This window comes from Streptomyces sp. NPDC002754 (assembly GCF_053592315.1).
Genome location: NZ_JBSFVM010000002.1, coordinates 59,542 through 81,681, shown reverse-complemented (window position 1 = coordinate 81,681; position 22,140 = coordinate 59,542). Strand labels below are relative to the sequence as shown.

Sequence of the window (22,140 nt, the reverse complement as noted above, 5' to 3'; positions counted from 1 at the left end):
ACTCTTCCTAGAGTGGGGCAATGCGCACTGGTGAGCCCCTCCCGCCCGTGGGAGACGTCCTCGCCGCTCTCGCGACCGGCCTGTGGCGATGGGACAACCGGGCGGGGCTCGTCACCTTCGACGCCGAGGCCGCCCGGCTGCTCGGCCTGCCCCCCGCCCCCGACGGCGGACAGGTCACCTTGACGGAGTCGGCCGTCCGCTCCCGTTTCCACCCGGTCGACTGGAACGAGATCGACGGGATCGTGCAGCTCGCCGTCGCCGAGGGCACCCTCGCCGAGGCCCGGCTGCGCATCATGGACGGCCAGGGCCATGTGCTGCGCACCGTACGCAGCCGCTCCAGGCCGATCGTGCACGGTGACTCCGCGGACTTCACAGGCTCGTACGAGCTGATCGGCACGCTCCAGGAGGTCACGGAGCCGGGGCCGGAGGCCGCTTCCCGCACCCCGGTGACCGGCGACTGGCGGCGCTCGCGCGAGGCCTTCCTGCTGGACGCGGGGCGCGCGCTCGCGGAGGCCGGTTCCACGGAAGAGGTGCTGCGGGTCGCCGCCGGGCTCTCGATGCCGGGGTTCTCGCCGGACGGCCTCGCCGTGTTCGGCGTCGCGGGCGACCGGCTCAACGTCATCGGGCACCACGGCCAGGCGGACGGCGAGGAGGACCCCTTCACCGATATGGACCTGGCGACGGACTACCCGGCCGCCGAGGTCGTCCGTACCGGCCGCGCGGTCTATCTGTCCTCGCCGGAGGCGTACCGCGGCCGCTACCCGGCGGCCTGGCCGCTGGCCGCCCGCTTCGAGCGCAAGTCGTGGGCGTTCCTGCCGCTGATCGTCGCGGGCCGCACCATCGGGGCGTGGATGGCGGGGTTCATGTACCCGGTGTCGTTCACGCCCGACGAGCGCTCGGTCCTCACCACGGTCGCGCGGATGCTGGCGCAGGCCCTGTCCAGGGCCGGGGTCGCCGAGTCGGAGCGCGAGCTCACCGACGGCCTGCAGAAGACGATGCTGCCCTCGCTCGGCCCGGAGATCCCCGGCATGAGCATCGCCGCCCGCTACGTGCCGACCGGCGGCGGACTCCAGGTCGGCGGCGACTGGTACGACATGATCCCGCTGCCCGGCGGTGGCATAGCCCTGGTCATCGGCGACGTACAGGGCCATGACGTGCGCGCGGCGGGCCTGATGGGCCAGCTCCGCGTCGCCCTGCGCGCGTACGCCTCCGAGGGGCACGGGCCCGATGCCGTGCTCTCCCGCGCCTCCCGCTTCCTGCACGGCATCGGCGACACCGACGAACCGGGCGCGGACCCGCGCTTCGCGACCTGTCTGTACGTGCAGGCCGACCCGGCCACCGGCATCCTCGAGATCGCCCGCGCCGGGCACCCGGACCCTGCGATCCGGATGACCGACGGCACGGTCCTCGTCCGCCCCACGGCCGGTGGCCTGCCGCTCGGGATCGACCCGGACGCGGACTATCCGACGACCCGGCTCGTCCTCGAGGCCGGGGAGACGCTCCTCCTCTGCACGGACGGCCTGATCGAGACGGGCGGGCACGACCTGGACACCGGCTGGTCGCGGATCCGCGCGGCCCTGGAGTCCGGCCCCGACGACCGTCTGGAGGAGCTGGCCGACACCCTGGTGCGGGCGGTGCACGGCCCGTCCTCGCACCACACCACGGGGCCGCTCGCGGACCGCCGTGAGGACGACATCGCGCTGTTGCTGCTGCGCCGCACCACCCAGTCGGCCGTCGGCACCGTGGCCCGGCGCACGGCGATGACCATCGCGCAGGCCGAGCCCGAGCGGATCGCGGCCGCCCGCCAGCAACTGCGGGAGCTGCTGCACGACTGGGCCGACACGGACCAGATGGACTCGGCGGTGCTGCTCGTCTCCGAGATGGTCACCAACGTCCTGGTGCACACCGACGGTGACGCACTCCTGGTCGCCGAGATGACCCGGCACGGCGTCGAACCGCGCCGGCTGCGCGTGGAGGTCGCGGACGCCTCCGACGACCTGCCGCACAGGCGCCGCCCCGGTGAACTGGCCTCATCGGGGCGCGGGTTGGTGCTCATGGAGCTGCTCGCCGACCGCTGGGGCGTGGACCCGCGGGGCGAGGGCAAGAGCATCTGGTTCGAGCTCTACGAGCCTTCGGACACGGGTGGGGACGCGGCCGGCCCAGTTTCACGTGAAACCGAGTCAGAGGCTTCGTAGCGTCCGCGCAGTTCGCTGAGGATGCCGAACGCGGCGGCCGTCAGCGGCACCGCGAGCAGCATCCCGAGGATCCCGGCGACAGAGGCCCCCGCCGTGATCGCGAGCAGCACCGCCGCCGGGTGCATCTGCACCGTGCGGGACTGGATCATCGGCTGCAGTACATGCCCTTCGAGCACCTGCACCGCGAGCACCACGCCCAGCGCCCACAGGGCGATGACGAACCCCCGGTCGGCGAGCGCGACAAGGACGGCCACCGCCCCGGAGATGAAGGCGCCGAGGTACGGGATGTAGGCGCCGACGAACACCAGCGCCGCGAGGCCGACCGCGCCGGGCACCTGAAGGATGAGCAGCCCGACGCCGATGCAGGTCGCGTCGATGAGGGCGATGAGGGTGGTGCCGCGCATGAAACCGGAGATCGCGGCGAAGGCCCGGCGGGCGATGGCCTCCAGGGTCTCCCCGGCCGAGCCGGGCGCGGCCTGCCGCAGCGCTTCCCGGAAGCGCGGGACGTCACGCAGGAAGAAGAAGCAGAGCAGCAGCGCGAGCACCGCCATGGCGCCGACCTCCGCGGCCGCGCTGAGCCCGCTGATCACGCCGGACGCGGCGTTGCTGCCGTACTTCTTGATCAGGTCCTGGGCGCTGTCGGCGAGGTGGTCTAGGTCGAGCGCGCCGGTGCCGAACCGGTCGGAGAGGTCCTGCGCGGCCTGCTTGAGCGAGGTCACGATCTGGTCGCCGGTGTCGATGAGGGCCGCGACCACGATGTATCCGGCGCCGCCCACGACCACCAGGATCAGCGCGCAGGTGAGCCCGGAGGCGAGGGAGCGCTGCACCTTGGCGCGGCGCAGGGCGAGGTAGACGGGCCGCAGCAGCGCGGTGCCGAGCAGGGCGAGCAGCACCGGCACGACGGCCGTCCTGAGCTGGACGCACAGCACGATCCCGAGCCAGCCGACCCCGGCGGCGAGCAGGACGACGGCGCACCAGGCGGCGAGGCGGCGGGCGGGTTCGGGGAGGAGTGGCTTACCGGTCTGCACCCCGCCAGTTGATCATGCACGCGAACGCCCCGCCTTCCCGGCCGGTCTGGCCGGGTGACGGGGCGTCACGGCTGCTTGCGCATCACGTGTGCGGCAGGCGCTCCTTACTGGGGATGACGCCCAGGCGCCCGGCCTGGAAGTCGTCGAAGGCCTGCTGCAGTTCGGCCTTGTTGTTCATCACGAACGGGCCGTAGTGCGCCATGGGCTCACGGATCGGCTGCCCGCCCAGGATGACCACTTCGAGGTCGGGGGTGTTCGCGTCCTGCGACTCGTCGGCGCGCACGGTCAGGGACGAGCCCGCGCCGAACACGGCGGTCTGTCCCGTGTGCACGGGACGCCGGTCGGGGCCGACGGTGCCCTTGCCCGCGAGTACGTACACGAGCCCGTTGTAGTCCTCACGCCAGGGCAGCGTCGCCTCGGCGCCCGGGCGGACGGTGGCGTGCACCATCGTGATCGGGGTGTGCGTGATGCCGGGGCCGTCGTTGCCGTCCAGTTCACCGGCGATGACGCGGAGCAGCGCGCCGCCGTCGTCGGTGGTGAGCAGCTTGACCTGGCCGCCGCGGATGTCCTGGTAGCGGGGGCTCTTCATCTTGTCCTTGGCAGGCAGGTTGACCCACAGCTGGAGGCCGTGGAACAGACCGCCGCTCATGACGAGCGACTCCGGCGGCGTCTCGATGTGCAGCAGACCCGAGCCGGCCGTCATCCACTGGGTGTCGCCGTTGGTGATGGTGCCGCCACCGCCGTGCGAGTCCTGGTGGATGAAGGTGCCGTCGATGATGTACGTGACGGTCTCGAAGCCGCGGTGCGGGTGCCAGGGCGTGCCCTTGGGCTCCCCGGCCTCGTACTCCACCTCACCCATCTGGTCCATCATGATGAACGGGTCGAGGTGCTTGTAGTTGATCCCGGCGAACGCGCGGCGCACCGGGAATCCCTCCCCTTCGAAGCCGCTGGGCGCGGTCGTCACAGCGAGCACGGGGCGCGCCACGGCGTCCACCGGCGCGGCCACACGGGGCAGGGTCAGCGGGTTCTCGACGGTCACAGCGGGCATGGCGGCCTCCTCGGGGTGTGCGTCCAATTTAGTTGAACGATGAACATCCAGCAAGTCGCACCGTATTCCCGACCGCAGCGGGGCCGGGTACGGACACACAAAAGACCCGGACGCCGTGGGGCATCCGGGCCTGTACGGAACAAGGGGGGGCGAGCGGTTAGCCGTACATGCGGCGCATCGCGAAGCCGACCATCTCCTCGACCGCCTTCGCGTCGAAGACCATCCGGTGCTCGCCCTCCATGTCGAGGACGAAGCCGTACCCGGTGGGCAGCAGGTCGATCACCTCGGCGCCGGTGATGACGAAGTACTTGGACTCCTTGCCCGCGTACCTGCGCAGCTCCTTGAGCGTGCTGAACATCGGGATCACCGGCTGCTGCGTGTTGTGCAGCGCGAGGAAGCCCGGGTTGTCACCGCGCGGGCAGTAGACCTTCGACGAGGCGAAGATCTGCTGGAAGTCCTCGGCGGACATCGAGCCCGTGGTGAACGCGCGGACCGCGTCCGTGAGCGAGGGCGGCGACGGCTCCGGGTACAGCGGCGGAGCCTGCTGCCCGTACCCGCCCTGCGGCGGCGCGTACTGCTGCTGCCCGGCGCCCGGGCTCTGGTCGTAGCCGTACATGGAGGCAAGACTACCGACGCCCGAGGGGGCGGCGGGACGAGAGCGCCAGAGCGCCTAGTTCGTCACAGATGGACCACTGGGGGTTGATTCTTATTACCCGCGGGTAGCATTGTGTTGGTTACTAGTTGGTATGCGTACGAGGACGGTCCGGGCCAACCCGGGACGACCCGCCTCCCCGATCTTTTACGGAGCCGTCGCCATGGGGCATTACAAGTCGAATCTCCGCGACATCGAGTTCAACCTCTTCGAGGTACTCGATCGCGACAAGCTGTACGGCACCGGACCGTTCGCGGAGATGGACGTCGACACCGCCAAGAGCATCCTCGAAGAGGTCACCCGCCTCTCCGAGAACGACCTTGCGGAGTCCTTCGCGGACGCCGACCGGAACCCGCCGGTCTTCGACCCGGAGACCAACACGGCGCCGGTCCCGGCCTCCTTCAAGAAGTCCTACAAGGCGTTCATGGACGCCGAGTACTGGCGTCTCGGCCTGCCCGAGGAGATCGGCGGCACCACCGCCCCCCGCTCGCTCATCTGGGCCCACGCGGAGCTGATCCTGGGCGCCAACCCGGCGGTCTGGATGTACTCCTCCGGTCCCGCGTTCGCCGGCATCCTCTTCGAGGAGGGCAACGAGCAGCAGAAGAAGGCCGCCGAGATCGCCGTCGACAAGCAGTGGGGCTCGACGATGGTGCTGACCGAGCCGGACGCCGGTTCGGACGTCGGCGCCGGCCGCACCAAGGCCGTCGAGCAGGCGGACGGCTCCTGGCACATCGAGGGCGTGAAGCGGTTCATCACGTCCGGTGAGCACGACATGTCGGAGAACATCCTCCACTACGTCCTCGCCCGCCCCGAGGGCCACGGCCCCGGCACCAAGGGCCTCTCCCTCTTCCTCGTCCCGAAGTTCGAGTTCGACTGGGAGACCGGCGAGCTGGGCGAGCGCAACGGCGTCTACGCCACGAACGTCGAGCACAAGATGGGCCTCAAGGCCTCCAACACGTGCGAGATGACCTTCGGTGACCAGCACCCCGCCAAGGGCTGGCTGATCGGTGACAAGCACGACGGCATCCGCCAGATGTTCCGCATCATCGAGTTCGCCCGCATGATGGTCGGCACGAAGGCGATCTCCACGCTGTCGACGGGCTACCTCAACGCCCTCGAGTACGCCAAGGAGCGCGTCCAGGGCTCCGACCTGGCCCGCAGCACGGACAAGACCGCGCCGAAGGTCACCATCACGCACCACCCGGACGTGCGCCGCTCCCTGATGACGCAGAAGGCGTACGCGGAGGGCATGCGCACGCTCGTCCTCTACACGGCCTCCGTGCAGGACGCGATCCAGGTCAAGGAGGCCGCGGGCGAGGACGCCACGGCCGAGCACGCGTTCAACGACCTGCTGCTGCCGATCGTCAAGGGCTACGGCTCCGAGAAGGGCTACGAGCAGCTGGCCCAGTCGCTGCAGACCTTCGGCGGCTCCGGGTTCCTCCAGGAGTACCCGATCGAGCAGTACATCCGGGACTCGAAGATCGACACCCTCTACGAGGGCACGACCGCGATCCAGGGTCAGGACTTCTTCTTCCGGAAGATCGTCCGCAACCAGGGTGCCGCGCTGAACGCGCTCTCCGAGGAGATCAAGAAGTTCCTCGCCGTGGAGACCGGCGGCGAGGAACTGGCCGCGGCCCGCGAGACGCTCGCCAAGGCCGCCGGCGAGCTGGAGGCCATCGTCGGCCTCATGATCAACGACCTGGTCGCCACGGAGCAGGACGTGAAGTCCATCTACAAGGTGGGCCTCAACACGACCGGCCTGCTGATGGCTTCGGGCGACGTGGTCGTCGGCTACATGCTCCTCAAGGGCGCGGCCGTCGCGGCGGAGAAGCTGGCGGCGGGTGCCGCGGGCAAGGATGTGGCGTTCTACCAGGGCAAGATCGCTGCTGCGAAGTTCTTCGCGGCGAATGTCCTGCCGGGTGTCACCGGTGCGCGGAAGCTGGCGCAGACGACGAGCGAGTCGGGCGCGGACATCATGGACCTGGACGAGGCGTCCTTCTAGACCGTGTCGTGGTGAGGCCCGTCGTCCCTGTTGCGGGGCGGCGGGCCTTGCCGCATCTGCGCGTGCGGGGCGCGGCTTCGTCGACGGGCTGCGGTCCCGCTGTGGGTTTGCGCACCGCGCCCCTGAAAGGGGCGCGGGGAACTGCGCGAACCGGACCACGACGGGACCGCCGCCCGCCGGCGAACCCGCCCCCGCGAAGGACAGACGCGGATCTCAGGGGCGCGGGGAACTGCGCGAACCACAACGGGACCGCAGGCCGCCGGCGCTCACTGAAGGCAGGGCGACGGGGCGCGCCCCCCGGAGGAGCCTGGCCTACCCTTGCCGCATGCGCACCCCCTCCGCCCCCTTCGATCGTGGGCACACCGACGACCTGATGGCCTTCCTCGCGGCGAGCCCCACGCCGTACCACGCCGTGGCCAACGTGGCCGCACGCCTGGAGAAGGCGGGCTTCCAGCAGGTCGCGGAGACCGACGCCTGGGACGGGACGTCCGGAGGCCGGTTCGTCACGCGCGGCGGCGCCGTCATCGCCTGGTACGTGCCGGAGGGCGCGGCCGCCCACACGCCGTTCCGGATCGTCGGCGCACACACCGACTCCCCGAACCTGCGCGTGAAGCCGCAGCCCGACCTGGCGAGCAACGGCTGGCGGCAGGTCGCCGTGGAGATCTACGGCGGTCCGCTGCTCAACTCCTGGCTCGACCGCGACCTGGGCCTCGCGGGCCGCGTCTCGCTGCGCGACGGCACCGAGCGCCTGGTGAACGTCGACCGGGCCCTGCTGCGCGTCCCGCAGCTCGCCATCCACCTGGACCGATCGGTCACGTCGGACGGCCTGAAGCTGGACAAGCAGCGCCACATGCAGCCCATCTGGGGCCTGAGCGGCGACGTTCACGAGGGCGACCTGATGGCGTTCCTTGAGGACGAGAACGGGCTCGAGCGCGGCGCCATCACCGGCTGGGACCTCATGACGTACGCCATCGAGGCGCCCTCCTACCTGGGCCGCGACAAGGAACTGGTCGCCGGTCCCCGGATGGACAACCTGCTGTCCGTGCACGCCTGCACGGCCGCGCTCGCCGAGGCCGCCAAGCAGGAGGACCTCGCGTACATCCCCGTGCTCGCCGCGTTCGACCACGAGGAGAACGGTTCGCAGTCCGACACCGGGGCCGACGGCCCGCTGCTCGGGAACGTCCTGGAGCGTTCGGTGTTCGCGCGCGGAGGCAGCTACGAGGACCGGGCGCGTGCCTTCGCGGGAACGATCTGCCTCTCCTCCGACACCGGTCACGCCGTGCACCCCAACTACGGCGAGCGCCACGACCCGACGCACCACCCGCGGGCCAACGGCGGCCCGATCCTCAAGGTGAACGTCAACAACCGTTACGCGACGGACGGTTCGGGCCGGTCCGTGTTCGCGGCGGCGTGCGAACGGGCGGGCGTTCCGTTCCAGTCGTTCGTGTCGAACAACGCGATGCCCTGCGGCACGACGATCGGCCCGATCACCGCGGCCCGGCACGGCATCAAGACCGTCGACATCGGCACGGCGATCCTGTCGATGCACAGCGTCCGCGAACTGTGCGGCGCCGACGACCCGTACCTGCTGGCGAACGCGCTGACGGCGTTCCTGGAAGGCTGATCGGTTCGACCGCCAACAGCGGTGTGAGGACGAGGGGTTCGAGGGTACTCGGGCCCCTCACGCATTTCCGCACACACCGCAGGAGGCGAAGCTGATGAGCCTTGGAGGTTCCATCATCCTGGTCGCCGTCGGGGCGATCCTCGCGTTCGCGACCGACTGGCACATGCAGAGCGTCAACCTCGACCTGGTCGGCTGGATCCTCATGATCGTCGGCCTGATCGGGGTCTTCGTGTTCCGCAGCGTCGGACGGCGCAGGGGCCTGGTCCCACCGGCCGGTCGCACGACCGTCGTCGAGGACGAGCGGGACCGGCACATCTGAACCGTTGGACCGTCAGGCCGGGCCCAGACGATGCCCCGTCGTCGAGTCGACGTGGGCCGGCACCCGGTCGTGGGCGTCGCCCGTCGAGGAGGTGCCGGTCGGTTCCAGGAGGAGGATCGCGGTGCCGGGCGCCGCGCTGGGCTTGTGCCAGGTGCCGCGGGGAACGGTGAGGACGGAGCCGCGGGGGAGGACCACTTCGCGTTCGCCCTGCGTCTCGCGCAGGCCGATCGTGAGTTCGCCCTCGACGACGAGGAAGAACTCGTCGGTGTCCTCGTGGACGTGCCAGACGTGCTCGCCCTCGGCCTTCGCGAGGCGGACGTCGTAGTCGTTGAGCGTCGTGACGATCCGGGGGCTCCACAGGTCGTCGAAGGTGGTCAGGGCCTGGGTGAGGGACACCGGTGCGAGTTCCATGCCGTTCATCCTGGGGCCGCCGCCGCGCTCGTACAAGTGCTAGAAATCGCTCATGGCGCAAGGATCCTCGCACCTCGTTCAGCACGTCGTCGTCCTCGTCGACGAGGGCATCAACCGTTCGAAGTCGGCGTCGCCACCGAGGTGTTCGGGCTGCCACGGCCCGAACTCGGCGACCGGGCCCCGCTGTACACGCTGACGCTGTGCGCCCCCGGGCCCGGCATCCGGATGAACCACGGGTTCTTCACGATGGCGGGGGCGGCGGGCCTGGAGGCGGTCGACTCCGCCGACACCCTGATCGTGCCGGGCCGCCCCGACAACGTCGTGCCGCGCACCGAGGCCGTCCTTGAGGCCGTCCGGCGGGCCCATGCGCGCGGGGCGCGGATCGTCAGTTTCTGTACGGGGACGTTCGCGCTCGCCGAGGCGGGGCTGCTCGACGGGCGGCGGGCCACGACGCACTGGAAGTGGGCCGGGAAGTTCCGGGAGCTGCATCCGAAGGTGCTGCTCGAACCGGATGTGCTGTTCGTCGACGAGGGCGATGTACTGACCGCGGCGGGGAGTGCGGCCGCGCTCGACCTGGGCCTGCATCTCGTGCGGCTCGACCACGGTGCCGAGGTCGCCGCCTCCGTGTCCCGGCGGCTCGTCTTCGCCGCCCACCGGGACATGGGGTCTCCCCTGCTCGAACGAAGTTGAGAGCTTGGGGAAGGGCAGCGGCGTTCATCGAGCGGCCGGCGCCCGAGGTGCCGGACGCCTCGCTCGCGCCGGTGCTCGCCTGGGCCCGGGAGCGGCTCGACGAACCGCTCACCGTCCTCGCCCTGGCCGCCCGCGCCGCCGTCAGCCCGGCCACCCTGCACCGCCGCTTCCGCGCCGAGCTTGGCACGACGCCGCTGGCCTGGCTGCTCGGTGAGCGTGTGGCTCTCGCCTGCCGGATCATCGAGCGCGGCGAGGACCGGATCGACGTCGTCGCGGCGAGGAGCCGGCTCGGCAGCGCCGCCAATCTGCCGACGCACCTGAAGCGGGCGACGGGTCTGAGCCTGTCGGCGTACCGGAAGAGGTTAGGTCCAGTGGGCCACCGAGCAGGTCGAGACCGTACGGGAACGGGTTCCCTCCGTCACCCGCACGGTGCGTACGCGGGACCCCTCGGGGGCCGTCGGAGCGCTCATCACGCTGCTGTCCGCGACCGCGTGCAGCCGGTGGCCCGGCTGCTGCGGTGGTCCCCGGCGGTGTAGCCACCGCCGGGGACCGGCCGCGGGGTTAGCGCAGCGGGTTGCCGAACAGGGCCTTGGCGTCCGGGGCGCCGAGGTCCTTCGGGTTGATGGCGGTCGAGCCGGTCGCGGTGATGCCGGTGGTGGTTCCGGGGAACGACCACACGGCGCCGGCCGACGCGTTCTCGCCGGTCGCGGAGACCGCGAGGTCGCTGTTGCCGTCACCGTTCGTGTCGGCCAACTGGCAGCCCGAGCCGAACGCGTCGTCCGACTCGGCGACGCCCGGCACGTCCGCCGAGTTCTGGTTGAGCACCTGGGAGCCCTCGCCGGTCACGCCGTCGGCGGAGCCGTGCAGCAGCGCGACGGAGCCGGCGTTCGACAGGCCGCTGAAGTCCTCGCCCGAGATGCCGAGGGCGACCTCGGCCCTGCCGTCGCCGTCCACGTCGCCCACGGAGACGCAGGAGCCGAGGTGGTCGCCGTCCTCCTGAGCGCCGTAGAAGCCGGGCAGGGACTGGTCGAACTCCTGGGTGCGGTCGCTCTTCAGGCCGTCCTGCGTGCCGAACGCGAGGGTCACCTTCTGCATCGACTCACCGATGTCGGGGTCCTCGGGGTCGGAGCCGACGACCAGGTCGTCGATGCCGTCGCCGTTGACGTCACCGGAGGCCAGTTCCCCCTGGGTCTCCGGTGCCCAGCCGCGCTTGAAGCCCGAACCGCTGCCGTACAGGACGGTGTTGTTCCAGACGCCGTCGCCGTTGTACGAGCGCAGGGCCAGGTCGTCGCGGCCGTCGCCGTTGAGGTCGCCGACGGCGTTGAAGAACACGGGTCCGGTCGTCGAGTCCGGCCCGTCCACGCAGCCGTACTCGTCGTCGACGCAGGTCGCGTCGTCCTTGCCGTAGCCCCACCACTCGGACTTGTCCATGAAGGGCAGCTTCTCGGCGGGGGCGCCGGCCTTGGAGACCGGGCCCTTCCACAGGGCGGCCGACTCGGTCTCGGGGTCGTCGCCGTAGCTGCCCATGTCGGCGAGCAGGGCCAGGTCGGGCTTGCCGTCGCCGTCGAAGTCGCCGATCTGCGGCGACCTTCCGTACGTGGCGATCTTCGTGCCGCCGGTCAGGCCGGAGGCCGATCCCCAGACGATGACGCCGCCGGCGTCCTCGCTCTTGGAGCCGATCACGAGGTCGCTGTAGCCGTCGCCGTCCAGGTCACCCTTGGTGAGGTACTGGCCGAACGCCTCCTTGGCGGCGGCCGAGCCCGGGATCCCGCTGGTGGAACGGGAGATCAGCGTCTTGCTCGCGGGGTCGAGCCCGTTCGCCGAGCCGTACGTCACCGCGACGTAGCCGGCGCCGGCCTTGCCGGAGATCGTGCCTCCGGTCGCGGCGGTGACGAGGTCGGCGTAGCCGTCGCCGTTGAAGTCCTCGGCGGTGTCGGCCTTGGCGGCGGTGGTTCCGGCGGCGGGGGCCGCCTGGGCCGGGGTCAGTGAGACGGCGGTCAGGCCGCCCGCGACGAGAGCCGCGGACAGGAGGCCGATCCGGTTTCTGCGGACACCGTGGGGTCGTGCGCGCAACATGCGGTTCCTTTGGTCGTAAGGTCACGTCCATCTCATACGACCCATTAATCCCTCGAACGGTTGCACGTACCACTGAATTCGCTTTCTACGTGCGGCTTTTGGGGGCCCGTGCGAGGCGCCGTTCCGCCATCCGGCCCCGATTGGTCGTCTCGAGGAGGGTCCTCACCCCGGGATTCGGGCACTGGTGAACGTATGCGCTACGAAGTGAAAGAGCGGATCTTCGGGATCGGCGAGGACTACTGGATCGAGGACGAGCACGGCCGCAAGGCGTTCCTCGTCGACGGCAAGGCGATGCGGCTGCGGGACACGTTCGAGATCAAGGGGCCCGACGGGCAGGTCCTGATCGACATCCACAAGAAGGTGTTCGCGCTGCGGGACACGATGGTGATCGAGCGCGGTGACGAGGAGCTGGCGAAGATCAAGCGCAAGCGGCTGTCCCTGCTGCGCAATCACTACCGTGTCCAGCTGGCCGACGGCAGCACGGAGCTCGACGTCAGCGGGAAGATCCTGGACCGGGAGTTCGCCGTTGAGTACGAGGGTGAGTTGCTCGCCGAGATTTCGCGGCGGTGGTTGCGGGTGCGGGACACCTACGGCGTCAACGTGATCCGGGAGGACGCGGATCCGGCGCTCCTGATCGCGGTGGCGGTCTGCGTGATCCACCTCGCGGAAAAGGAACACGGCGACGACTGAGGCTGTCCGGGGGGGGCGGGGGCCGCGGGGCTCAGTCCGTGTGCGGGGAACGTGGCTGAGGCCGCGGGGCTCTGCCCCGGACCCCGCTGCTCAATCGCCGCAGGGGCTTGATATGCCGGGCTTGATGGTGCCGGACCAGATATTGCTGGGCTCGGCGGTACCGGGCTTGGCGGTACCGGGCTTGGCGGTGCCGGGCTCGAGATTGCCAGGGGCGATTTATCCGCCAACCGCCCATCTCCCACCCACCCGCCCCTCCGGGGCGTCGGCCTCACGGGGTGCCGCAACCGCTCAAGCGCCCCGCCGCGAGCGCGGCTCCCCACCCGTGACAGCGGGCCGCAACCGCCATGGGCGATCCCGCCGTCGGAACGGCTCCCCGCCCACTGCGGTCGACCGCCACCGCCTTGGGCAACCTGCCGCCGGTGAACGGCCCACCCTCCCGAAGCAACGGGCCGCCACCGACTTGGGCACCCTGCCGCCTTGGGCGGCAGGGTGGGCAAGGCGGTGCGCCACGGTGCCGCGCAACGAGGACGGCGGGCGTCGGCCACGGTGCAGATCGGAGCCCAGCGCAGCGCACACGTCACCGCAGGCGCCGAGCCCGGTACAGAGCCCCCGGCTCAGGCCGACGTCAATAACCGGTCGGCGCCGGTAGGCCCAGGCGGCGGTCCTTCAGGGCCGGGAACTGGTTCCGGGTGACCCCGACCTTCGCCGGGTCGAACTCCACCCGCAGCACCTCTTCCCCGGCCCCCGCCTCCGCGAGCACCTCACCCCACGGATCGACCACGACGCTGTGCCCGGCCTGCACAACCCCCGCATGCGTACCCGCACTTCCGCACGCCAGCACGAACGCCTGGTTCTCCACCGCCCGCGCCCGAGCGAGCAGCGTCCAGTGCGCGCGCCGCCGCTCCGGCCACCCCGCCGACACGATCAGCGTCTGCGCGCCCCGGTCGACCAACCCCCGGTACAGCTCCGGGAACCGCAGGTCGTAGCACGTGGTCACGCCCACCACGGTCTCCGGCAGCCGCACCGTCACCAGTTCCTCGCCGGCGCCCATCAGTACCGCCTCGCCCTTGTCGAAGCCGAACCGGTGGATCTTCCGGTAGGCGGCGGCGAGTTCGCCGTCGGGGGAGAAGACGAGCGAGGTGTTGTAGAGCGGGCCTTCCGGGTCCCGCTCGGGGATCGAGCCCGCGTGCAGCCACACGCCCGCGTCCCGCGCGGCCTTGGCCATCGCTTCGAAGGTCGGCCCCTCCAGCGGCTCGGCCTCCTCGGCGAACCGCTCGTAGGCGAAGGCCCCGGTCGTCCACAGCTCGGGGAGCACGACGAGGTCGGCGCGGACCGCCTCCGCCCGTACCAGTGAACTCACGCGCTCGCGGCGGGAGTTGACGGGCTCGACCGCTTTGTCGTCATTTACCGCGATCTGGATGAGCGAGGCGCGCACACTACCACCGTCCTGGCATTCGAGCCGTCGGCTCTACGTCAACAACAGCCCTGCGTTCGTCACACCAAAGCACTGCCGGGGTGCCTACCGGCAGCGTAACTTAGCCTCTCAAGACACCCACGCCCATGCCCGACGACTGTCTCAACGCCCGTGTACCACCGCTCGAGGGGTCCCCTTCCGTGAGTCTCCACCCCAGCCTTCAGACCTACGCCGACGCCTGGACCCACTCCGTGGAAGCGATATCCGAGCTGGTCACCCCGCTCGCCGAGGGGGAATGGAGCCGGGCCACGCCCTGCCCGGGCTGGTCGGTGCGCGACCTCGTCTCGCATGTGATCGGCACCGACTGCGAGATGCTCGGCGACCCGCGGCCCATCCACACGCTGCCCCGCGACCTCTACCACGTACAGACGGAGTCGCAGCGGTACCAGGAGGTCCAGGTCGACATCCGCCGGCACCACACGGCACCCGAAATGGTCTCCGAGCTGGAGTACACGGTCATCCGCCGCAACCGGCACCTGCGGAACGAGTCCCGCGACCCCTCGACCATCGTGCGCGGCCCGCGCGGCATCGAGGAGACCCTCGAATTCGCCATGCGCAGGCGGGCGTTCGACATCTGGGCGCACGAGCAGGACCTGCGCTGGTCCCTCGGCAAGCCCGGCAACCTCGACTCCCCGGGCGCGTACGTCACCCGTGACCTGCTGCTGTCGATCCTGCCGAAGATCGTCACGAAGGACGCGGGCGCCCCGGCGGACTCGGCCGTCGTGTTCGATGTGCACGGCCCCGTGGAGTTCCTGCGCACGGTGCGCGTGGACGCGGAGGGCAGGGGCACGGTCGACGGGTCCCCGTCGCTCGGTCCGGCGGTGACGATCTCGTTGGACTGGGAGACGTACGTACGGCTGTCCTGCGGACGTGTCGCGTTGGACGCGGTGGCGGACCGCGTGAAGACCGAGGGCGACGTTGACTTGGCGTCGGCGATCCTGAGGTCCCTGACGGTCACGCCCTGACCCTCCGGGCTTCTTTTGAGCCCCGCCGTCGGACGAGAGCCAGCGGGGTCCGGGGCGGAGCCCCGGGGCACGGTCGACCGCACGGGGCTCCGCCCCGGCCCCCGCGCCTCAAACGCCGGCGGGGCTTGATGTGGTCACACCGGAACGTGCACCGACGCCACCCGTGACGCGACCACCCGCTCCCGCTCGGCGCGAGCCGCCCGTCCCCGCAGCCGCAGGATCTGGCTCACGCCGAGCGCCTCAAGGATGAACACCGCCGAGAACGCCACCCGGTAGTTGTCCCCGGTCGCATCGAGCAGCACCCCCACCGCGAGCAACGTCGTCATCGAGGCGATGAACCCGCCCATGTTGACGATCCCGGACGCCGTCCCCTGCCGCTCCGGCGGATTCGCCGGCCGCGCGAAGTCGAACCCGAGCATCGACGCGGGCCCGCACGCCCCGAGCACCACGCACATCACCACGAGCAGCGCCATCGGCGACCGCCCCGGCCACACCATGGGCAGCGCCCACATCACGGCGGTCATCGCCACCGTGCCGAGCGCCAACGGCAGCCGCGCGGCATGGTGCCGCGCCACGATCTGCCCGTACACAAGCCCGATCACCATGTTGGACAGCACCACGAGCGTCAGCAGTTCACCGGCCGTGCCCCGCGAAAGCCCCTGCGCCTCCACGAGGAACGGCAGCCCCCACAGCAGCAGGAACACCATCGCGGGGAACTGCGTCGAGAAGTGCACCCAAAGCCCGAGCCGCGTCCCCGGCTCCCGCCACGTCGCCGCGATCTGCCCGCGCAGATACGCGGCGCCCTTGTGCGTACCGGCCGGCGGAGCGGGCTCGAACCCCTCGGGGTGGTCCTTGAGGAACAGCAGCATCAGCACGAGCACCACGACACCCGCGAGCGCACTGCCCGCGAACGCGCCCGTCCACCCGATGCCGTGCAGCAGCCGCGCGATGACCAGCGTGGAGATGAGGTTTCCCGCCATGCCGACGAGCCCGGCCAGCTGCGCGACCAGCGGCCCGCGCCGCGCCGGGAACCACCGCGTGCCGAGCCGCAGCACGCTGATGAACGTCATGGCGTCGCCGCAGCCGAGCAGCGCGCGCGAGACGAGCGCCATCGAGTACGAGGAGGAGAACGCGAAGCCGAGCTGGCCGACGGTGAAGAGGATCACGCCGAGCGTCAGCACCTTCTTGGTGCCGAGCCGGTCGACCATCAGGCCGACGGGTATCTGCATGCCCGCGTACACGAGCAGCTGGAGGATCGAGAACGTCGAGAGCTCGGAGGCGCTGATGTGGAAGCGCTCGACGGCGTCGAGGCCCGCGACGCCCAGCGACGTACGGAAGATGACGGCGACGAAGTAGACGGAGACGCCGATCGACCAGACGGCGACGGCCCGCCGCCCGCCGGGTGGATCGCCGGGCAGCGTGACCGACGAAGACGTGGCTGAACTCATCGCTCGTCACCCCGCGCCAGGCCCCGCACCCAGCTCACGTGCCGGCGCATGACGGCGACGGCGGCCGTCTCGTCCCCGGCCCGCAGGGCGTCGAGGATCTCGCTGTGCTCGGAGAGCGTCTTGGCGATCCGGTCGGGGTGCGAGCGCATCACGGCGACGCCCATCCTCAGCTGCCGGTCGCGCAGCTGATCGTAGATGCGGGAGAGGATCTCGTTGCCCCCACTGCGGACGATCTCCGCGTGGAAGCAGCGGTCGGTGGTGGCGGCCTCCGTGAACTGTCCGGCGGCGGCCTGCGCCCGCTGCTCCTCCAGGAGTTCCTCCAGGCGCGCGATGAGCTGCGGCCGGGCGGGGACGGCCTTGCGCACCGCGTGTTCCTCGACGAGCAGCCGGGTCTCCACGACGTCCGCGATCTCCTGCGCGGAGACCGGCAGGACCAGGGCGCCCTTCTTCGGGTAGAGCTTGAGCAGCCCCTCGACCTCCAGCTTGAGCAGCGCCTCGCGCACGGGCGTGCGGGAGACCCCCACGGCCTCGGCGAGCTCGCCCTCGGTGAGCAGCGTCCCGCCCTCGTAGCGGCGCTCGAGAACGCCTCGTTTTACGTGGTCGTAGACGCGCTCGGCGGCGGGTGGCCGCTTCTCGGCGGCGGGCTTCCCGGCAGCGGCCTGTTCTGTGACGGTCGACGGCATGCGCACATCATAGATACAACACGTACGCAAGACGGAAGGCGTCCATGATGCGGGACGCCCCGACCCGGCGCCCACCCCTTTCGCGCAGCCACCCTTTCCACGCAACCACCCGGCCGCTCCACGTGTCTCACACAGCGCGCCCCCAACCTCAACGGGCGCAATTCCAGGCACATTTGGAGCACTTGCCTTGAAAACTCGCATTGCGGGCACAGCCGTTCTCGTCGCGGGAGCCGTGATCACCAGCGGCGCGCTGGCCACCACCGCGCAGGCCGCCACGGCACCGGCCAAGCCTTCGGTCGCCGCGGTCGGCGGCTATGTGATGAACAACGGGACGGGGTCGAGCCTGTACACGAAGGCCGCGGACACCCGCAGGTCCACCGGCTCCACCACCAAGATCATGACCGCCAAGGTGGTGCTGGCCCAGAGCAATCTGAACCTGGACTCCAAGGTCACGGTCCAGAAGGCCTACAGCGACTACATCGTCAAGAACACCGCGTCCTCGGCCCGCCTGATCGTCGGCGACAAGCCCACCGTCCGCCAACTGCTGTACGGGCTCATGCTCCCCTCGGGCTGCGACGCGGCGTACGCGCTCGCGGACAAGTTCGGCTCGGGGTCGACCCGTTCGGCGCGCGTGAAGTCCTTCATCGGCAAGATGAACAAGTCCGCCACCGACATGGGCCTGAAGAACACCCACTTCGACTCGTTCGACGGCATCGGCCACGGCGCCAACTACTCGACGCCGCGCGACCTGACGAAGATCGCTTCCTCGGCGATGAAGAACTCGACGTTCCGCACGGTCGTGAAGACGAAGTCGACGAAGCGGAAGGTCACCACGGAGTCCGGCGGCTACCGCTACATGACGTGGTCCAACACGAACAGCCTGCTCGGTACGTACTCCGGCACCATCGGCGTCAAGACCGGGTCGGGCCCGCAGGCCGGATACTGCCTGGTCTTCGCAGCGACGCGAAGCGGCAAGACCGTGATCGGTACCGTCTTGAAGTCGACGTCCGTGAGCGCACGAACGTCGGACGCCAAGAAGCTGATGGACTACGGCTTCAAGCGCTAGCAAATCAAGCCCCTGCGGCGATTGAGCAGCGGGGTCCGGGGCAGAGCCCCGAAACCCCAGCCCCGTCGCCGCAGGGCTCCACGTCACGCCCAGGTCAGCAACCGCTTCGGACGCTCCAGGATCGCCGCGACGTCCGCAAGCACCTTGGACCCCAGCTCCCCGTCCACCAACCGGTGGTCGAAGGACAACGCCAGCGTCGTCACCTGCCGCGCCTTGACCTTCCCCTTGTGCACCCACGGCTGAAGCTTGATCGCCCCGACGGCAAGGATCGCCGACTCACCCGGGTTCAGGATCGGCGTACCGGTGTCAACGCCGAACACCCCCACGTTGGTGATGGTGACCGTCCCGCCCTGCATCGCACCCGGGGACGTCTTGCCCTCGCGCGCGGTGGCAACCAGCTCGCCCAACGCGGACGCCAGTTCGGGCAGGGTCTTGGCCTGCGCGTCCTTGATGTTCGGCACGATCAGACCGCGCGGGGTGGCCGCGGCGATGCCCAGATTCACGTAGGACTTCTGGACGATCTCCTGGTTCGCCTCGTCCCAGGCCGCGTTGACCTCGGGGTTGCGCTTGATCGCGACGATCAGCGCCTTGGAGATGAGCAGCAGCGGGTTGACCCGCAGCCCCGCCATGTCCTTGTCGCCCTTGAGCTCCTCGACGAGCTTCATCGTGCGCGTCACGTCGATGGTCACGAACTCCGTGACGTGCGGCGCCGTGAACTTCGATTGCACCATCGCCTGCGCGATCGCCTTCCGCACCCCCTTGATCGGGATCCGGATCTCGCGGCCGGAGTCGTACGGAGCGGGGGCGGGGGCCGCAACCGGCTCGGGGGCCGGTGCGGGCGCCTCGGGCGCGGGCGCGACGGCCGCGTGCACGTCCTCGCGCGTGATGATCCCGTCGGAACCGGACGGGATCACGACGGCCAGGTCGACCCCGAGGTCCTTGGCGAGCTTGCGCACGGGGGGCTTGGCCAAGGGCCGAGGAAGGGAGGCGGTCCCATTCGCTGCCGCTGTGGGCAACTGTTCCGCAGGGGCGAGGGGGGTCCCCGCTGCTCGAGCGGAGTCGAGAGCTTGGGGGAGGGTGGGCACAGCCCCCGTTGCAGCGTCCGAAACGGCGGCCTCAGCCCCATTGGCCTCCTTGCGGGCCCGACGCTTCGTAGAGGATTCGGCGACGCCGTAACCCACGAGCACGGGCTGCCGCCCACTCGTCGCCTCGGCCTCGGCCTCGGCCGCCGGCTCCGCAACCGGCGCGGACGCAGGCGCATCCCCCGCCACGTCCACCGAAATGATCACCTGGCCGACGTCGACCGTCGTCCCCTCCGGGAAGAGCAGCTCCCGCACCACCCCGTCGTACGGGATCGGCAGCTCGACGGCCGCCTTCGCGGTCTCGACCTCGCACACGACCTGGCCGTCCGCGACGGAATCGCCCGGCTGGACGTACCACTTGAGAATCTCGGCCTCGGTCAGGCCTTCGCCCACGTCGGGCATCTTGAACTCACGAGCCATGACAGTGAGCCCCTTTCAGTACGCGAGCGAGCGGTCGACGGCATCGAGCACCCGGTCCAGGCCCGGCAGGTACTCCTCCTCCAGGCGCGCCGGCGGATACGGCGCGTGGTACCCGCCGACCCGCAGTACGGGCGCCTCCAGGTGGTAGAAGCACCGCTCGGTGATCCGGGCCGCCAGCTCCGCGCCGGCGCCGAGGAAGACGGGCGCCTCGTGCACGACGACGAGGTGGCGCGTCTTCTCCACCGACTTCTGCACGGCGTCGAAGTCCATCGGCGAGATCGAACGCAGGTCGAGGACCTCCAGGGACTTGCCCTCTTCCTCGGCAGCCGCGGCCGCCTCCAGGCAGACCTTCACCATGGGCCCGTACGCGACGAGCGTCAGGTCGGTGCCCTCGCGCGCCACGGTGGCCTTGTGCAGAGCGCCGGGCACGGCCTCCGTGTCGACCTCGCCCTTGTCCCAGTAGCGGCGCTTGGGCTCGAAGAAGATCACCGGGTCGTCGCTCTGGATGGCCTGCTGGAGCATCCAGTAGGCGTCGCTCGCGTTCGACGGCGAGACGACCTTGAGCCCCGACACGTGCGCGAACAGCGTCTCGGGCGACTCGCTGTGGTGCTCGACCGCGCCGATGCCGCCGCCGTACGGGATCCGGATGACGACGGGCGTCTTGACCTTGCCGAGCGCGCGGGCGTGCATCTTCGCGAGCTGCGTGACGATCTGGTCGTACGCGGGGAAGACGAAACCGTCGAACTGGATCTCCACGACCGGCCGGTAGCCGCGCAGCGCGAGGCCGATCGCGGTGCCGACGATGCCGGACTCGGCGAGCGGGGTGTCAATGATCCGGTCCTCGCCGAAGTCCTTGTACAGCCCGTCCGTCACCCGGAAGACGCCGCCGAGCTTGCCGACGTCCTCACCCATGACGAGGACCTTCGGGTCGTTCTCCAGCGCCGTGCGCAGGGACTCGTTGATCGCCTTGGCGATCGGAAGCTTCTTCACAGCCATGTCCTCAGGCCCCTTCCCCGGCGGCTTCATCGGCGAATGACGCCTGGTAGGCGGCGAATTGCGCGCGCTCCTCGTCGACGAGCGCGTGCCCGTCCGCATACACGTTCTCGAAGATCGCCATGAGGTCCGGGTCCGGCATGGCCCGTACGACATCGCGTACTCGCTTGCCCAACGTCTCGCTCTCGGCGTCGAGTTCCGCGAAAAATCCCTCATCCGTGTCGGTTTGGGACTCCAGATACGCGCGCAGGCGCAGAATCGGGTCCTTCGCCTCCCAGGACACGCGCTCGTCGTCGGACCGGTACTTCGACGGGTCGTCGGACGTCGTGTGCGCGCCCATGCGGTACGTGAACGCCTCGATCAGTGCAGGACCCTCGCCCTGCCGGGCCCGGTCGAGGGCCCAGCGCGTCACGGCGAGGCAGGCCAGCACGTCGTTGCCGTCCACGCGTACGCCGGGGAAGCCGAAGCCCTGCGCGCGCTGGTACAGCGGCACGCGCATCTGGCGCTCGGTGGGCTCGGAGATCGCCCACTGGTTGTTCTGGCAGAAGAACACCACAGGGGCGTTGTAGACGGCCCCGAAGTTGAAGGCCTCCAGGACGTCGCCCTGGCTGCTCGCGCCGTCACCGAAGTACGCGATCACCGCGCTGTCCGCGCCGTCCTTGGCGACGCCCATCGCGTAACCGGTGGCGTGCAGCGTCTGCGAGCCGATGACGATCGTGTACAGGTGGAAGTTGTTGCTGTTCGGGTCCCAGCCGCCGTGGTTCACGCCGCGGAACATGCCGAGCAGGTTCGTCGGGTCGACCCCGCGGCACCAAGCGACGCCGTGCTCGCGGTAGGTCGGGAAGACGTAGTCGTCCTCGCGGGTGGCCCTGCCGGAGCCGATCTGGGCCGCCTCCTGGCCGAGCAGCGACGCCCACAGGCCCAGCTCGCCCTGGCGCTGAAGCGCGGTGGCCTCGGCGTCGAAGCGGCGGGTGAGGACCATGTCGCGGTACAGGCCGCGCAGCTCGTCGTCGGTGACGTCGGCGACGTAGCGGTCGTACTCGGGGTTGTCGACCCGCTTGCCCTCAGGGGTCAGCAGCTGCACCAGGTCGCTCTGCGGCGCCTCGGCCGTGGCGGCCTTCTTGGTGACCCGCTTAGCGGGGGCCTTGGCGGCAGCGGCTGTCTTGCCGGGGGATTTCTTCGCAGACTTCTTCGCAGCGGTCCGCTTGCGCGGCGGCTGTGCCTTCTGCGCTGCGGCAGTGCTGTCGGCACTGTCTACGCTCACGTGTGCTCCT

18 protein-coding genes and 1 pseudogene are annotated in these 22,140 nt (G+C 70.3%); 8 read left to right on the top strand and 11 right to left on the bottom strand.

Annotation, left to right across the window (positions count from 1 at the left end; all coding sequences use genetic code 11):
- The first annotated feature begins 20 nt into the window (after window positions 1-20).
- Window positions 21-2,195: an ATP-binding SpoIIE family protein phosphatase gene (locus tag ACWD2L_RS07715; RefSeq protein ID WP_351338673.1), complete on the top strand. Its 2,175-nt coding sequence runs from the start codon at window positions 21-23 to the stop codon at window positions 2,193-2,195.
- On the opposite strand, the gene ACWD2L_RS07710 is transcribed toward ACWD2L_RS07715, so the two are convergent.
- From ACWD2L_RS07710 to ACWD2L_RS07700, 3 genes are all read right to left on the bottom strand, one after another.
- Window positions 2,123-3,223, bottom strand: coding sequence for an AI-2E family transporter (locus ACWD2L_RS07710; RefSeq protein ID WP_351338676.1), 1,101 nt, complete (start codon window positions 3,221-3,223; stop codon window positions 2,123-2,125). The genes ACWD2L_RS07715 and ACWD2L_RS07710 overlap by 73 nt on opposite strands.
- Before the next feature lie 82 nt (window positions 3,224-3,305).
- Complete coding sequence (locus ACWD2L_RS07705; protein ID WP_351338678.1) at window positions 3,306-4,271, bottom strand: pirin family protein; 966 nt, start codon at window positions 4,269-4,271, stop codon at window positions 3,306-3,308.
- Between the two features lie 157 nt (window positions 4,272-4,428).
- Window positions 4,429-4,887 (bottom strand): SseB family protein, encoded by a 459-nt coding sequence (locus ACWD2L_RS07700; protein WP_351338681.1) that lies wholly within the window; start codon window positions 4,885-4,887, stop codon window positions 4,429-4,431.
- Between the two features lie 199 nt (window positions 4,888-5,086).
- Here ACWD2L_RS07700 and ACWD2L_RS07695 point away from each other — a divergent pair, with 199 nt between their 5' ends.
- The 3 genes from ACWD2L_RS07695 (at window position 5,087) to ACWD2L_RS07685 (ending at window position 8,868) form a co-directional block, all read left to right on the top strand.
- On the top strand, window positions 5,087-6,925 hold the full coding sequence (locus tag ACWD2L_RS07695) for an acyl-CoA dehydrogenase (RefSeq protein WP_351338683.1): 1,839 nt from the start codon (window positions 5,087-5,089) through the stop codon (window positions 6,923-6,925).
- A gap of 325 nt (window positions 6,926-7,250) precedes the next feature.
- Window positions 7,251-8,549, top strand: coding sequence for a M18 family aminopeptidase (locus ACWD2L_RS07690; protein ID WP_351338685.1), 1,299 nt, complete (start codon window positions 7,251-7,253; stop codon window positions 8,547-8,549).
- A 94-nt stretch (window positions 8,550-8,643) separates the two neighbouring features.
- Window positions 8,644-8,868, top strand: a complete 225-nt coding sequence (locus ACWD2L_RS07685; RefSeq protein ID WP_351338687.1) for a DUF6458 family protein — start codon at window positions 8,644-8,646, stop codon at window positions 8,866-8,868.
- A 12-nt stretch (window positions 8,869-8,880) separates the two neighbouring features.
- Here ACWD2L_RS07685 and ACWD2L_RS07680 read toward each other — a convergent pair whose 3' ends face one another.
- Complete coding sequence (locus ACWD2L_RS07680) at window positions 8,881-9,279, bottom strand: cupin domain-containing protein (RefSeq protein ID WP_351338690.1); 399 nt, start codon at window positions 9,277-9,279, stop codon at window positions 8,881-8,883.
- A 52-nt stretch (window positions 9,280-9,331) separates the two neighbouring features.
- On the opposite strand from ACWD2L_RS07680, the pseudogene ACWD2L_RS07675 reads away from it, so the two are divergent.
- A pseudogene (locus ACWD2L_RS07675) lies at window positions 9,332-10,349 on the top strand (DJ-1/PfpI family protein); the annotation flags it as partial.
- A 181-nt stretch (window positions 10,350-10,530) separates the two neighbouring features.
- Here the strand turns inward: ACWD2L_RS07675 and ACWD2L_RS07670 are convergent.
- Window positions 10,531-12,045, bottom strand: a complete 1,515-nt coding sequence (locus ACWD2L_RS07670) for an FG-GAP repeat domain-containing protein (RefSeq protein WP_351345927.1) — start codon at window positions 12,043-12,045, stop codon at window positions 10,531-10,533.
- A 192-nt stretch (window positions 12,046-12,237) separates the two neighbouring features.
- Here ACWD2L_RS07670 and ACWD2L_RS07665 point away from each other — a divergent pair, with 192 nt between their 5' ends.
- Entirely contained in the window at window positions 12,238-12,735 is a 498-nt protein-coding gene (locus ACWD2L_RS07665) for an LURP-one-related/scramblase family protein (RefSeq protein WP_351345930.1), read from the top strand.
- A gap of 625 nt (window positions 12,736-13,360) precedes the next feature.
- Here the strand turns inward: ACWD2L_RS07665 and ACWD2L_RS07660 are convergent.
- Entirely contained in the window at window positions 13,361-14,170 is an 810-nt protein-coding gene (locus tag ACWD2L_RS07660) for a carbon-nitrogen family hydrolase (protein ID WP_351345933.1), read from the bottom strand.
- Between the two features lie 179 nt (window positions 14,171-14,349).
- On the opposite strand from ACWD2L_RS07660, the gene ACWD2L_RS07655 reads away from it, so the two are divergent.
- Window positions 14,350-15,174: a maleylpyruvate isomerase family mycothiol-dependent enzyme gene (locus ACWD2L_RS07655; protein WP_351345936.1), complete on the top strand. Its 825-nt coding sequence runs from the start codon at window positions 14,350-14,352 to the stop codon at window positions 15,172-15,174.
- A gap of 134 nt (window positions 15,175-15,308) precedes the next feature.
- Here the strand turns inward: ACWD2L_RS07655 and ACWD2L_RS07650 are convergent, their stop codons facing one another.
- Both ACWD2L_RS07650 and ACWD2L_RS07645 read right to left on the bottom strand, forming a co-directional pair.
- A complete protein-coding gene (locus tag ACWD2L_RS07650; protein WP_351337222.1) occupies window positions 15,309-16,622 on the bottom strand; it encodes an MFS transporter in 1,314 nt (437 codons plus the stop codon).
- Window positions 16,619-17,305 (bottom strand): GntR family transcriptional regulator, encoded by a 687-nt coding sequence (locus tag ACWD2L_RS07645; protein WP_351337224.1) that lies wholly within the window; start codon window positions 17,303-17,305, stop codon window positions 16,619-16,621. The genes ACWD2L_RS07650 and ACWD2L_RS07645 overlap by 4 nt, the downstream gene beginning before the upstream one ends.
- A 187-nt stretch (window positions 17,306-17,492) precedes the next feature.
- Here ACWD2L_RS07645 and ACWD2L_RS07640 point away from each other — a divergent pair, with 187 nt between their 5' ends.
- Window positions 17,493-18,371 carry a D-alanyl-D-alanine carboxypeptidase family protein gene (locus ACWD2L_RS07640; RefSeq protein WP_351337226.1) on the top strand — a complete coding sequence of 293 codons (879 nt, stop codon included), beginning with the start codon at window positions 17,493-17,495 and terminating at the stop codon, window positions 18,369-18,371.
- Between the two features lie 83 nt (window positions 18,372-18,454).
- Here the strand turns inward: ACWD2L_RS07640 and ACWD2L_RS07635 are convergent, their stop codons facing one another.
- From ACWD2L_RS07635 to pdhA, 3 genes are read right to left on the bottom strand one after another with little or no spacing between them, the layout of a single operon-like run.
- Window positions 18,455-19,873 carry a dihydrolipoamide acetyltransferase family protein gene (locus ACWD2L_RS07635; RefSeq protein ID WP_351337229.1) on the bottom strand — a complete coding sequence of 473 codons (1,419 nt, stop codon included), beginning with the start codon at window positions 19,871-19,873 and terminating at the stop codon, window positions 18,455-18,457.
- A gap of 15 nt (window positions 19,874-19,888) precedes the next feature.
- Window positions 19,889-20,869 carry an alpha-ketoacid dehydrogenase subunit beta gene (locus ACWD2L_RS07630; RefSeq protein ID WP_351337232.1) on the bottom strand — a complete coding sequence of 327 codons (981 nt, stop codon included), beginning with the start codon at window positions 20,867-20,869 and terminating at the stop codon, window positions 19,889-19,891.
- 4 nt (window positions 20,870-20,873) lie between these two features.
- Window positions 20,874-22,130 (bottom strand): pyruvate dehydrogenase (acetyl-transferring) E1 component subunit alpha, encoded by a 1,257-nt coding sequence (gene pdhA, locus ACWD2L_RS07625; RefSeq protein WP_351337235.1) that lies wholly within the window; start codon window positions 22,128-22,130, stop codon window positions 20,874-20,876.
- Window positions 22,131-22,140 lie beyond the last annotated feature (10 nt).